This is a genomic window from Stenotrophomonas sp. Steno-C17 (genome assembly GCF_056393165.1).
This window is the reverse complement of record NZ_JBWJPD010000005.1, coordinates 228384-239617: the sequence shown is the minus strand read 5'-3', so window position 1 is coordinate 239617 and position 11234 is coordinate 228384. Positions and strand designations below refer to the sequence as shown.

The following is an 11234-nucleotide window of genomic DNA, read 5'->3' as shown; positions in this document are numbered from 1 at the left end:
GTTGCCAGGAGCATCCACGCATGGCGTGGATCTACGGCTTGTCGGCCGTGTTGGTAGCGCCTTCGGCGGGCGTTTCTTCTGCATCGCCGCGACTCGGTGCGATGTACCACTTCTGCACTACGTCGTCGCCGAGGTTGAACACATAGAAATAGCCACCGTGGCCACCGTTCAGTGATTCAAGCTTTGCCGCTTCGTCGCGGAACTGCTCGTCGGTCTTGCACGTCTCGCACTCGACGGAATGGCTGGAGTCTGCGCCTGCGTTCGACGACATTGCGCCTGCGAGAAGGGCGGTGACAGCCAGAATGGTGTTGCGCATACATCCTCCATGAAGGGGTGCTGGGGTCAGAGCCCTTCCTGCGGAAAGGATCTGACCCCGGGCCATGTGCCAACCAAGGTTGGCACCTACCAGAGCCGGTCCGATCGGTTCAAGCCAGCACGAAGCGCTCGATTGCGCGGGCCACGCCTTCGTCGGTGTTCGGTGCGGTTTCAAAACGCGCCACGGCCTTCACCGCGTCGATGGCGTTGCCCATGGCCACGCTGGTGCCCGCGAACTGCAACATGGTCAGGTCGTTTTCCTGATCGCCAATGGCCATCACGTGGGCGCGGTCGATGCCCAGGTGCTCGGCCAGGCGCTGCAGGCTGGGGCCCTTGCCGGCGCGGTGGTCGAACACTTCCAGGAAGAACGGCGCACTCTTCAGCACGGCGAAGCGTTCGGTCAGTTCGGCCGGCAGACGGGTGATGGCCGCATCCAGCACGTCGGGTTCGTCAATCATCATCAGTTTGATGAAGGACATCGACGGGTCCATGTCCTGCACACGGCGGTACGACAGCGGCACGTGGGAAAGGTGCGAGTCGATGACGGTGTAGCGGCTGATGTCCTGGTTGGTGGTGTACAGGCGCTGGCCATCTAGGGCCTGGAAATGCACACCCAACTGCCGTGATACCTGTTCGCAGTAGACGAAATCATCGAAGCTGAGCGGAAACTCCACCACCGTTTCGCGCGTGCCGATGCGCTGCACCAGACCGCCGTTGCACGCGATGCAGTAATCATCGTTGCCGGTGATGCCCAGTTCCTGCAGGAACGGTGCCAGCCCGGACACCGGGCGGCCGCTGGTCAGCACGATATGCACGCCCAGCGCGCGCGCCTGCGCAATGGCCTGTTTGGCGCGTGCGGTGAGCTTGTGCGCCGGGTCCAGCAGGGTGCCATCCATATCGATGGCGACCAGTTGGATGGTCGATTGCCTGCGGCCCATGTCCATCAGTTTCATTTCCAGCGCGGGGCCCTCCATTTTAGGCCAGGCCGGCGGTGGCTGCCGTTCTCATGCGCGGTTCAGGCGTGCGCCGCCAATCGCCGCCATACTCGGCAAGCCTGTGCGCCCCACCGCAGGACGGCCCCCCATGACCGCCCTACCCTGGAGATCCAGACGCATGACCTACCGCGCCCCCGAGGCCACCGACACCGCCCCGCTGGCACAGCAGATTGAAGACCTGATCGACGGCCTGCCCGGCCAGCACATCCGCGTGGGCACGCTGCTGCAGGCCCTGGGCGATGAGGGGCTGATGCTGATCGTGATCCTGCTGTCGGCCATTTTCCTGATTCCAGTGTCCATTCCAGGCCTGAGCACCGTGTTCGGTGCCTCCATCCTGCTGATTGGCCTGAGCCGCGTGCGCGACCGGCCGCTGTGGGTGCCACAGCGCCTGGCGCAGAAGGAAGTGGCCACTGAAAAACTGCGCGCCAACCTGGGCCGGGCCCTGAAGTGGGTGCACCGCATGGAACGCCTGTCGCAGCCGATGCGGCTGGCGGTGATGGTGCGTTCGAAGAAGATGATGCGCGTGAACAACCTGGCGCTGGTGGTGGCCACCCTGCTGCTGATGGCCCCGGCCGGGCCGATTCCGTTCAGCAATACGCTGCCGGCGCTGGCGCTGATGTCCTTTGCCATCGGCTTCATCCAGCGCGATGGCGCGGCCGTGGCGGCCGGGTATGCCTTCGTGCTGGCCACGATGGTGTACTTCGGCGTGCTGCTGGGCGGCGTGGGGTTCGCCGCCGAATCGGTGTTCAGCGGACTGCGCGGGAGCACCGCAGAACTGTAGAGCCAAGCCATGCTTGGCTGCTTTTGATTTTGATTTTGATTTCGTAGAGTCGAGCTTGCTCGACTGTTGTTGGCAGAAGCAGTCGAGCAAGCTCGACTCTACAAAGGCCAAAGCCAAAGCAGTCGAGCAAGCTCGACTCTACAATTCCGTTACTTTGCCGAGACCCGCCAGACGACATCGCCTACGTCGTCAGCCACCAGCAGGGCGCCGTCGGCATCCATCGCCATGCCCACCGGCGCACCCATCAGGGTCTTTTCATCCTTCGATGCAAACCCGGTCACCACCGGTTGCGGGCGGCCGGTCGGCTTGCCGTCCTTGAATGGTACGTACACCACTTCGTAGCCGCTCAGCGGTGAACGGTCCCAGCTGCCGTGTTCGCCGATGAAAGCGCCGCCGTGGTACTTCGCGGGCAGCGACTGGCCGGTGTAGAACAGCAGCCCCAGCGGTGCCACGTGCGAACCGATGGCGTAGTCGGGCTTGATCGCCTTGGCCACCAGATCGGGCCGCTGCGGCTGCACGCGCTCGTCCACGTGCTGGCCGTAATAGCTGTAGGGCCAGCCGTAGAAGCCATCTTCCTTCACCGAGGTGAGGTAATCGGGCACCAGGTCGGCACCGATTTCGTCGCGCTCGTTGGCCACCGCCCACAGCGCGCCGGTGCTCGGTTCCCAGTCCAGGCCGGTGGGGTTGCGGATGCCCGATGCGAAGATGCGGCTGCCGCGCGTGGCCACGTCCACTTCCAGCACCACGGCGCGGCGGTATTCGACCGCCAGACCATTTTCGGTGATGTTGCTGTTGGAGCCCACGCCCACGTACAGCTTGCTGCCATCACGGCTGGCCAGCAGTTCCTTGGTCCAGTGGTGGTTGATGGTGCTGGGCAGATCGGTGAATTCGCGGCCCTTGTCGGCCATGCGGGTGGCGCCGGGCACGTACTGGTATTGCATGATGTTGCCGGTGTTGGCCACGTACAGCGTGTTGCCGATCAGCTGGATGCCGAACGGCGAATGCAGGCCTTCGATGTAGACGTGCTGGGTCCAGGTATCGGTGCCCGGCGTGCGCCGCAGCAGGGTGACCCGGTTGCCGCCCTTGCCGGCCTTGCCCGAGCGTGCCTTCACCTTGCCGGCAATCCACTGCTTGGGCGTGGTGACCGGTTCTTCGCCGGGGCCATTGCCTTCCACCACCAGCACATCGCCGTTGGGCAGGGTCAGCAGGCGACGCGGGTGCTGCAGGTTGGCGGCAATGCGCTGGATCTTCAGGCCTTCGGCCACGGCCGGCGCCTGGCCTTCGGCCCAGCCCACGCCCTTGGGCACCTGCATGGGCGGCATGAGGAAGTTGGCCGGCTTGGGCAGCGGCGGCTGCGGACCGGACTGGTCGGCCGGGTGGTATTCGGCCTTGCCGGCGCAGGCGGCGAGCATGACCGCCAGGGAAAGAATGCCCAGCGTGGGCAGGATGCGCTCAGCCATGACGACCTCCCTGCAGCACCGGGGCCTGCAGTGACAACAGGATGTAGCCGATCGCGATCAGAGCCACGGTCAGCGCAGACAGCATGGTGCCCGGCACCGCCACCGCATAGGCGTCGCGGCTGTGCACGAACGCGTTCCAGATGGCGAGCACGATGGCCACCAGGTTCAGCACGAAATCCACACGGTCCACGCCGGTGGCGGTGCCGTTGCGGCGCCACACCGCGAACAGGTTGAGCAGGCGCGGAATGATGGCGATCAGCAGGCCGAAGGTGATCAGCCACGCGGCGGACTTGCCCCACATCACCTCGGCGGTGTTGAGGTAGAGGATGTCGAAGATCAGCGCGGCGACGAAGAAGCCGAACGGTATGGGGTTCAGCAGACTGAAAAGCGTGGTGCCCGGGCCGCGATGGGCCTGGGCGACGGGGTTGACCATGGTCGTGCTCCGAAGGGGAAGGACTGCACGGGCCGTAGTAGCACAAGCGGCCGGGAGGCAGCGCGATGATGGCGGCCGGGGTGCCGCCGCGCTTGGATGGATGTGCCGGGACAAGCCGTGCGGACATCGGTAGATCCACGCCATGCGTGGATGGGCCGAGCCAGGCGGTGCGTGGCTGCTTGCCCTTGGAATGCCGGGCGATTCGGGACTGCTTTGCATTGGTAGAGTCGAGCTTGCTCGACTGCTCTTTGCTACGGCAGTCGAGCAAGCTCGACTCTACGGTCGCGCGTGATCAGGGTACATGGACCCGACGCAGGGTGTACGAGTAGCGGACGGTTCGTGCCAACCAAGGTTGGCACCTACCAGGCTAGTGGGCGCCCGATGGGCGCGCGATCAATCGAACGTCAGGCGCGCGCGGCGGGCGGTGCGTAGCGGGATGAACAGGGCGGCGGCAAACACCACCAGGAACGGTGCGGACAGGATCGCGGCGTCGTTGCTGCCAAACGCGATCAGGTTCAGGTGCAGGTCGCCAATCCATTCCAGCCGCATGAACACCAGTATCAGGCCGCCGAAGGTGGGGCACGGCAGGCCACCATGGCCGGCCATCAGCAGCGTGGGCGCCAGCAGCGCAGCCAGGAAGGCGAAGCCCGCCCGATACAGCCACGGGTTGCCCTGCCAGCGCGGGGCACGCCGCCACATCAACACCAGCAGGGCCAGTGGCAGCAGGGGCGCCAGCAGCACCAGCGCCAGGATCATGGCCATGGGGTTTCACCCGCGGCGCGGTGTTCTGCCATCAGACCGTGCATGCCCTTCCCCCTGTAGTCGTCCTTGAGCGGTGCATTGTTGCCGTTGTGGCCGCCAGTGCAAGCCCCTGTCGCAACGCGTGGCTGCGGACGGCTTGTGCCAACCAAGGTTGGCACCTACCAGAGCGTGCGGCGGGGCGCGGTTGTGGACCGAGTGTGCCAACCAAGGTTGGCACCTACCAGCGCATGCCGTAACGATTCGTTGCGCGGGCGATGACGCTGGCGAAAGGCGCCCGGCGCTACACTCGCCCCAGTGCTTCATGGAGGATCACACATGCGCCTGCTGCATCTCACCCTGCCGGTGTCGAACGTCGAAACCGTGGCGGACTATTTCCGCGATGTGCTGCAGCAGCGCGTGGTCGGCCACCATGTGCATGTCGGCTGGAGCACGATCGACCTGCAACCAGCGGGTACCCACGCCACTGGCGGCGTGCATCTGGCCTTCAACGTGCCCGATAACCGCTTCGCCGAAGCGATGGCGTGGCTGCGCGAACGCACACCATTGCAACGTAATCCCGAAGGCATCGATTACTTCGCGCTGGAAAGCAACTGGCAGTCGCAGTCGGTGTATTTCACCGGCCCGGACGGCCTGATCCTGGAGCTGATCGGGCGCAAGCGCCTGCCGGCCAGCACGCATACCGGCGCCTTCCACGGCAGTGAGCTGCAATGCCTGAGCGAGGTGGGACTGCCCAGCGATGATGTGGACGCAGTACGTGCCGCCGCCACCGCGCGTTTCGGCCTGCAGCCACTCAGTCCGCCGTCGGCGCAGTTCGCGCCGATGGGCGACGACGAGGGCCTGCTGATCGTGGTGGCCGCCGACCGCCGCTGGTTCCCCGAACAGAAAGACCTGCCCAATGCGCAGGGTCTGGTGCTGCAGATCGGCGGGGTGGATGGCAGCGGTGAACTGCACGATGCCGCGCGCGGCTGGCGGGTGCGGACCGTCTAAGCTGCCCGCTACCAGCTACCCGAGGCACCACCGCCGCCGCTGCGTCCACCACCTCCGCTCCAGTCGCTTGAGGAGGACGAGCTGGACGACGAACTCCCCCAGCCACCGCGCCGGTCATCATCATCGTCATCGCTGCGTGTGCCGGTGCCGAGCAGCATGGCCACGGCCCAGCCCATGTAGCCGACCGCGCCGAACACCAGCAGCAGCGCTTCGGCATCCAGCCCGTCTGGCTGCAGCAGTGTCCAGACCAGGCCCGCGCCCATCACCGTGCCGAGCAGCAGCACACGCAGGGCGAAACCCCGCCGGCTTTCCTGCCAACGGTCACGTGCCAGGGTCAGCGGGAACCACACCACCACGGCGGCGATGCCTGCGAGGAAGTACAGGGCCACATGCACGAACAGCCCGGGGAACACCCCGCGTGTGGCCAGCACCGCTACGCTGATACCGATGCTGGCGACCAGCAGACCCCACAGCGTGCGCCGCAGCGACGGACTGCGCCGCCACCGGTGCCCGCACAGCCACGCCACTGGCACGGCCATCGCCAACACGAACAGCAGCGGCACGATCTGCCGCGGTGCCCATACCGCGGTTGCCAACCCGGCCAGCGCGATCAGCGCCAGCCAGTGCAGCGGGCGGTACCACCACCGTCGCGCCGGCACAGCTGCAGTACGCCCCTGCCAGCGGCCCAGCGCGAACGCCGCCCCCCATGCCAGCAGCAGGATCGTATCCATGCTCTGCCAGGCCAGATCCAGCAGGTGGTTGCTGCGCGGCGGTGGCAACGGCTCACCGTCGACCAGCCCTGCCAGCAGCGCGCTGCCGTCCAGCACGCCCTGGTCCAGATCACCTTCGCGGAAGCGCGGCAGGATGGCCTCTTCGATGATGCGCTTGGCGTAGGCATCGGGGATGGAGCCTTCCAGCCCATAGCCGGGCTGGATGCGCACATGCCGGTCCTGCACCGCCACCAGCAGCAGCACGCCGTCATCCACGCCCTTGCGACCCAGCTGCCACTCATCGAACACGCGCTGTGCATAGGCTTCAATGCTTTCCTGGCCGGTACTGCCCACCAGCAGCACCTGCAGCTGTGCGCCGCCCTTGCGGGCCTGCAGCGCGCGCGCCTGCTGTTCCAGCGCGGCACGGGTGGCCGGGCGCAACGCACCGGCAGGATCGACCACCGGGCCATCCAGCGGCGGCACCTGTATCTGCGCGCAGGCCAGCGACGACCACAGCAGCAGCAACAGCAGCGCTGGCCACGAACCAAGGCGGCGCAGCGTCGGCTTCACCGATGCCGCTCGCTGTCGATCTGTGCGTGCAACGCGCGCAGCTGGGCGACGTTGCCTTCGAACACCTGCATGTCCGCATCGACCAGCGCGGGCCAGTCGGGCGCATGGCCCAGCAGCTGTGCCACCTGCTGCTGCGGAGCGCGATCGAAGCCCTCGCCCAGCACCTGCAGGTAACGCACGCGGAAGCCTTCCGGGTCCTGCTGATCCAGCGCATACAGCTGCACGGCCAGCAGCCCGGCGTAGAGGTAATTGACCAGGTAGTTCGGGTCTTCATACATCAAGCGCTTGCCGATCCAGGCGTTGCGCAGTTCCGGGTGGCGCTGCGGATGCTGGCCATAGCGGGCCAGCACCTGCCCGGTGAGCTGGTCCAGGTCATCGGCGGTGCCCAGGGTGTTGTTGGCCACGCCCTGGTAGATGGATCGCTCCAGCTGCGCCTCTTCGGCCGAGGTGAACACCTGCAGCACCATGTCGTCCAGCAGTGACTTGAGGTAGTACGCCTTGGCGCGCGGGTCCTGTGCCTGCTGGTACAGGCGGTCGCGGAAGCGCAGTTCGTTGTAGATCGCAAACGCTTCGGTCAGCCACGCGCTGCCATTGAGCTGCAGCGGCGATGCGTGGTTCCGCTGCATCCACTGCCCGTGCAGGCTGTGCCCGGCTTCGTGGACGATCTCCACGTCACTTTCCAGATCACCGCTGCGCTGGCCCACGAACAACAACGCGGGTGCATCGGGCGCAAACACCGGGAATGCATCCTGGCTGCGCTGGCCGCGCGCGGTGTCCAGATCCATCCGGTGGCTGGCAGGGTCCAGCAACGCACGCAGTTCTTCCACGTAGACCGGGCCCAGATGCTGCATGGCGTCGGCGGCAGTGTCGCGCAGCTGTTCCAGGGTCAGCACGGGCGGAATGTAGCCGGCATCGGGCACCGTGGTATCCCAAGGCTGCGGGTCCAGCACGCCGCGGTTCGCTGCATGCCGCAGCAGCTGCTGCTGGTAGGCATCGCGTTGCGCGGCGTGGCGTTCCACCGCGGCCAGCGTGGTCTGCACGGTGGCGGTGTCCAGGCCCATGTGGCGATAGCCGCGCTCGGTGGCCGAGGCGTGGTCCTGCACCTGCGAGGCGCTGTCGTTCACCTGCACCAGCCCCAGCAGTACCGACGCCATCGGATCGCGCCGCGACTGCAGGCCCTGCCAATAGCCCTTCCAACCGGCCTCGCGCAGCGCGCGGTCGGGCTGCTGGGCAAGTGCCAGCCGGTCGGCGCCGGTGTCCCATTGGCGCCCATCGTGCTGCAGTTGCGGATAGACGGCCGTGCGCATGATCTGTCGGCGCAGCCGCGCGAAGCTGTCCATGGCCGGGCCGGCCAGCGCATCCACGGCGTCATCCAGCGCGGCATTGCTGGGCAGGGCGGCTTCCTGCTGTGCGCGCTCGCGCAGGAACGGGTACGCCCTGGCCCATGCGGCATCGGCCGGCGCGGCATGCAGCGCCGCCCTGCCCGCGCGGGCGATGCGGCTGCACAGGCCCATGACCTGGTCCAGCGCCTGTGCCGGGCGATGATCGCGGGCATCCCGACCGGCCTGCAGGTGCAGGTAGGCGTAATGGCGCAGGCACTGCGCCTGCAGCTGTTCGGCCTGGCGGAAGCGGGTCGCGGGGTCGCCTCCGGTCGCGGCCTGCAGCGCCGCCGTCTGCTCGACCAGGACGGTGCGCGCCGTCTGCTCGGCGCTGGCGCTGGCAAAGTACGCGCGATCATCGGCGTGCAGGGCCTGCGCGCTGGCGGTGCCGGTGGCGAGCAACAGCGCGGCGGCGTGAACGAGGGGTCGCATCCTGCGGGTGTTCATGGCATGTCCTTGTAGAGTCGAGCTTGCTCGACTGCCTTTCGCAATACGCCAACAGCAGTCGAGCAAGCTCGACTCTACCGGCGCCGCGCGGCCGGCGGGGCTCAGATCGATTCGTCGGCCCGGCTGACCAGCGTCCAGCACGGCGTGCGGGCGAAGGTGTAGACCTGCTGGTCGCTGGTATCGGGGGTACGCATCAGCACCTGCATCTGGCCATCGGCCTGCGCGGTGACGGTGATTTCGCGGCCGCGGGCACCCAGGCTGGCCGGATCAGGCATCACCGGCCATTCGACCTCGGCCAGCGGCACCTGCTTTTCCACGGTCTTCGGCTCGGGCTCGGCACCGGCATCGACGTAGCTGTCGCGCAGCGGATCGGCGGTGGCCGCTTCCTGCAGCGCGATCTCGTTGCCGAAATGCTTCAGGAAGGTATCGAACTGCTCGTGCGGGCAGGCCGGGGAGGCAGAGGCCGTGGCGGCGGTCGATGCGGGTGCAGGTTCGGCGGCCTGTGCCGCAGCGGGTGCGGCGCCTGTAGGTTGCGCCTGCGGGGCCTGGGGGGCCTGGGGGGCCTGGGTACAGGCGGCCAGGGCAAGGCTGACGAAGGGGGCCAACAGCACAAGGGGACGGCGGGAGCGCATGGGATCATCCTGATTCCGGTTCGGTCGCACCATCCTACCCTGCGCCGTACAATCGCGTTTTTCCCAAGCCCTGCCCTGCCATGCGCGCCCTGTTCCTGTTGATTGGCCTGTTGCTGCCTGCGCTGTGGCCGGCCGTTGCGCTGGCCGTGGAGGCGCGGCCCGGCGATCTGCTGTTCGTCAGCGCCGGCCAGACCGGCCTGAGCGCGGCCATCGACGATGCCACCGCACGCGAAGGCGGCACCCGCTTCGACCACGTGGCCCTGGTGGCCGACGGTGCGGATGGGCTGCAGGTGCTGCATGCCGATGAAAAGGGCTCGCGGCAGCAGACGCTGGCCGCCTTCCGGCAGGAGGCACGGGACAAGCAGCGGCAGATCGTGGTGTATCGCCTGCGTGCGGCGCAGCCGCAGGTGCTGGCCGATGCCATCGCCACGTCGCGCACGATGCTGGGCAAGCCGTACAACACGGCCTACGTGTTGAACGAGGACAGCTACTACTGTTCGGATTTCATTGAACGTGCCTTCCGCACGCACCATGTGTTCGCGCTGCAGCCGATGAATTTCCGCAATCCGCAGACCGGGAAGATTTCCCAGCACTGGGTGGATCTGTATGCGGGCATGGGCATGGCGGTGCCGCAGGATCTTCCGGGCACCAACCCCAACGACATGGCCGCCACGCCGGCGCTGCAGCGGATAGGCGTGCTGTAAAATAGGCGTGCTGTAAACACGCCCGTTGCAAGAAGCGAAGCCCCGCACAAGGCGGGGCTTCACCGTTCACGCGCGGGCTGCACGCGGGTCATTCTTCTTCGTCATGGCCGCCCTGCTGCTGGTTGCGCTGGTTGCGCTGCTGCTGTTCCTGCTGCTGTTGCTGCTGCTGGTCGCGGCCACGGCCCTGCTGCTGATCCTGCTGGTTCTGCTGGCCCTGCTGCTTCTGGTTCGGGTTCTGGTTCTGCTGTGCCATGTCCGATCTCCAAATGCCACGCGCGGAATGCGGTGGACGTGCGCATGGTCTGCAGCCGAAGGTTAACCACGCGTTGCAGCGCGGCTACGGGCGCGTGCACGGCGGTGAATGAACGCGCGCGGGCCCTTGTGCCGCAAGCGCATGAAGGATTCATGCGGGTTGCGCATGTGCTTATGCCGGCCGCGTGCCGCGCCCATTAAGGTGGGCATGCGCTTGCTGGCTGCGCGGGGCCGGCCGACAATCGACGGCCCTTCACCGTGCCGAGTGAACGATGGACCGTTCCGCCCCGCTGTTCCGCCGGAATGCACGCGCACGCAACAGTGACCACGGTTGCCACGGCGGCGACTACCGCCACGAGCGCCATCGCAAGGGCACGCTGGCCAGCGAGGCCACCCGCGGTTCGATGCACGCCGGGCACCGCCACGGCCGCGATTACACACCGCTGTTCCGCTTCCTGTTGTCCAAGGTGGGCCAGCCCTGGGTGCCGGTGCATTCGGAAGCCTGCGCGCGGCTGGATACGCAGGAACCCATCGCCTGGATCGTGGCCACCGGCAATGCCCCGCGCCGCGACCGGGTACGCGTGGGCGAGGCCTCGTACTTCAGCGGGCTGTACGTGGATGAGGCCGGTCTGCTGCAGCGGGTGGCGCCCGCGCTGACGGCGAAGGACATGGTGCCGTCGTGCAGCTGCTGCACGCACACCTTCAACGGCGTGCGCTTCGGCGAAGACGAAGCCCGCTGACCACCTACGCCTTTGGTCCGATTTGCAGCCGCCCCCGGCCGCGCCTATCGTCGGGCAGACCCTTGGC

The 11234-nt window shown here is 67.0% G+C and carries 13 protein-coding genes; 4 read left to right on the top strand and 9 right to left on the bottom strand.

Translation table 11 applies throughout. From position 1 onward, the window contains the following. Positions 1 to 31 precede the first annotated feature (31 nt). Both AC06FA_RS07090 and yidA read right to left on the bottom strand, forming a co-directional pair. Complete coding sequence (locus tag AC06FA_RS07090) at positions 32 to 316, bottom strand: hypothetical protein (protein ID WP_478067692.1); 285 nt, start codon at positions 314 to 316, stop codon at positions 32 to 34. 109 nt (positions 317 to 425) lie between these two features. After that, complete coding sequence (gene yidA / locus AC06FA_RS07085; RefSeq protein ID WP_478067696.1) at positions 426 to 1259, bottom strand: sugar-phosphatase; 834 nt, start codon at positions 1257 to 1259, stop codon at positions 426 to 428. Positions 1260 to 1428: 169 nt separating this feature from the next. Here yidA and AC06FA_RS07080 point away from each other — a divergent pair, with 169 nt between their 5' ends. After that, positions 1429 to 2091, top strand: a complete 663-nt coding sequence (locus AC06FA_RS07080; protein WP_478067691.1) for an exopolysaccharide biosynthesis protein — start codon at positions 1429 to 1431, stop codon at positions 2089 to 2091. 149 nt (positions 2092 to 2240) lie between these two features. Here AC06FA_RS07080 and AC06FA_RS07075 read toward each other — a convergent pair whose 3' ends face one another. From AC06FA_RS07075 to AC06FA_RS07065, 3 genes are all read right to left on the bottom strand, one after another. Further along, positions 2241 to 3551 carry a PQQ-dependent sugar dehydrogenase gene (locus tag AC06FA_RS07075; protein WP_478067690.1) on the bottom strand — a complete coding sequence of 437 codons (1311 nt, stop codon included), beginning with the start codon at positions 3549 to 3551 and terminating at the stop codon, positions 2241 to 2243. Continuing rightward, on the bottom strand, positions 3544 to 3984 hold the full coding sequence (locus AC06FA_RS07070; protein WP_478067689.1) for a DUF2231 domain-containing protein: 441 nt from the start codon (positions 3982 to 3984) through the stop codon (positions 3544 to 3546). Before AC06FA_RS07070 ends, AC06FA_RS07075 begins: the two co-directional genes overlap by 8 nt. A gap of 393 nt (positions 3985 to 4377) precedes the next feature. Continuing rightward, on the bottom strand, positions 4378 to 4746 hold the full coding sequence (locus AC06FA_RS07065; protein WP_478067688.1) for a hypothetical protein: 369 nt from the start codon (positions 4744 to 4746) through the stop codon (positions 4378 to 4380). 315 nt (positions 4747 to 5061) lie between these two features. On the opposite strand from AC06FA_RS07065, the gene AC06FA_RS07060 reads away from it, so the two are divergent. Continuing rightward, positions 5062 to 5733: a VOC family protein gene (locus AC06FA_RS07060; protein ID WP_478067687.1), complete on the top strand. Its 672-nt coding sequence runs from the start codon at positions 5062 to 5064 to the stop codon at positions 5731 to 5733. A gap of 8 nt (positions 5734 to 5741) precedes the next feature. On the opposite strand, the gene AC06FA_RS07055 is transcribed toward AC06FA_RS07060, so the two are convergent. From AC06FA_RS07055 to AC06FA_RS07045, 3 genes are all read right to left on the bottom strand, one after another. Beyond that, positions 5742 to 7013 (bottom strand): TPM domain-containing protein, encoded by a 1272-nt coding sequence (locus AC06FA_RS07055; protein WP_478067686.1) that lies wholly within the window; start codon positions 7011 to 7013, stop codon positions 5742 to 5744. Then, complete coding sequence (locus AC06FA_RS07050) at positions 7010 to 8824, bottom strand: M3 family metallopeptidase (RefSeq protein WP_478067685.1); 1815 nt, start codon at positions 8822 to 8824, stop codon at positions 7010 to 7012. The genes AC06FA_RS07055 and AC06FA_RS07050 overlap by 4 nt, the downstream gene beginning before the upstream one ends. Positions 8825 to 8940: 116 nt before the next feature. Then, complete coding sequence (locus AC06FA_RS07045; protein WP_478067684.1) at positions 8941 to 9471, bottom strand: hypothetical protein; 531 nt, start codon at positions 9469 to 9471, stop codon at positions 8941 to 8943. An 80-nt stretch (positions 9472 to 9551) separates the two neighbouring features. Between AC06FA_RS07045 and AC06FA_RS07040 the strand changes: the two genes are divergently transcribed. Beyond that, positions 9552 to 10175: a YiiX/YebB-like N1pC/P60 family cysteine hydrolase gene (locus tag AC06FA_RS07040; RefSeq protein WP_478067683.1), complete on the top strand. Its 624-nt coding sequence runs from the start codon at positions 9552 to 9554 to the stop codon at positions 10173 to 10175. A gap of 88 nt (positions 10176 to 10263) precedes the next feature. On the opposite strand, the gene AC06FA_RS07035 is transcribed toward AC06FA_RS07040, so the two are convergent. Next, positions 10264 to 10428, bottom strand: a complete 165-nt coding sequence (locus tag AC06FA_RS07035; protein WP_180886923.1) for a hypothetical protein — start codon at positions 10426 to 10428, stop codon at positions 10264 to 10266. A 271-nt stretch (positions 10429 to 10699) separates the two neighbouring features. Here AC06FA_RS07035 and AC06FA_RS07030 point away from each other — a divergent pair, with 271 nt between their 5' ends. Continuing rightward, positions 10700 to 11167 carry a hypothetical protein gene (locus tag AC06FA_RS07030; RefSeq protein WP_478067682.1) on the top strand — a complete coding sequence of 156 codons (468 nt, stop codon included), beginning with the start codon at positions 10700 to 10702 and terminating at the stop codon, positions 11165 to 11167. The last annotated feature ends 67 nt before the right edge of the window (positions 11168 to 11234 follow it).

What these genes read in the sequence shown, in the direction of transcription:
- AC06FA_RS07090 (WP_478067692.1), bottom strand. Translation starts at nt 316, where the DNA reads ATGCGCAACACCATTCTGGCTGTCACCGCCCTTCTCGCAGGCGCAATG.
- yidA (WP_478067696.1), bottom strand. Translation starts at nt 1,259, where the DNA reads ATGGACATGGGCCGCAGGCAATCGACCATCCAACTGGTCGCCATCGAT.
- AC06FA_RS07080 (WP_478067691.1), top strand. Translation starts at nt 1,429, where the DNA reads ATGACCTACCGCGCCCCCGAGGCCACCGACACCGCCCCGCTGGCACAG.
- AC06FA_RS07075 (WP_478067690.1), bottom strand. Translation starts at nt 3,551, where the DNA reads ATGGCTGAGCGCATCCTGCCCACGCTGGGCATTCTTTCCCTGGCGGTC.
- AC06FA_RS07070 (WP_478067689.1), bottom strand. Translation starts at nt 3,984, where the DNA reads ATGGTCAACCCCGTCGCCCAGGCCCATCGCGGCCCGGGCACCACGCTT.
- AC06FA_RS07065 (WP_478067688.1), bottom strand. Translation starts at nt 4,746, where the DNA reads ATGGCCATGATCCTGGCGCTGGTGCTGCTGGCGCCCCTGCTGCCACTG.
- AC06FA_RS07060 (WP_478067687.1), top strand. Translation starts at nt 5,062, where the DNA reads ATGCGCCTGCTGCATCTCACCCTGCCGGTGTCGAACGTCGAAACCGTG.
- AC06FA_RS07050 (WP_478067685.1), bottom strand. Translation starts at nt 8,824, where the DNA reads ATGCGACCCCTCGTTCACGCCGCCGCGCTGTTGCTCGCCACCGGCACC.
- AC06FA_RS07045 (WP_478067684.1), bottom strand. Translation starts at nt 9,471, where the DNA reads ATGCGCTCCCGCCGTCCCCTTGTGCTGTTGGCCCCCTTCGTCAGCCTT.
- AC06FA_RS07040 (WP_478067683.1), top strand. Translation starts at nt 9,552, where the DNA reads ATGCGCGCCCTGTTCCTGTTGATTGGCCTGTTGCTGCCTGCGCTGTGG.
- AC06FA_RS07035 (WP_180886923.1), bottom strand. Translation starts at nt 10,428, where the DNA reads ATGGCACAGCAGAACCAGAACCCGAACCAGAAGCAGCAGGGCCAGCAG.
- AC06FA_RS07030 (WP_478067682.1), top strand. Translation starts at nt 10,700, where the DNA reads ATGGACCGTTCCGCCCCGCTGTTCCGCCGGAATGCACGCGCACGCAAC.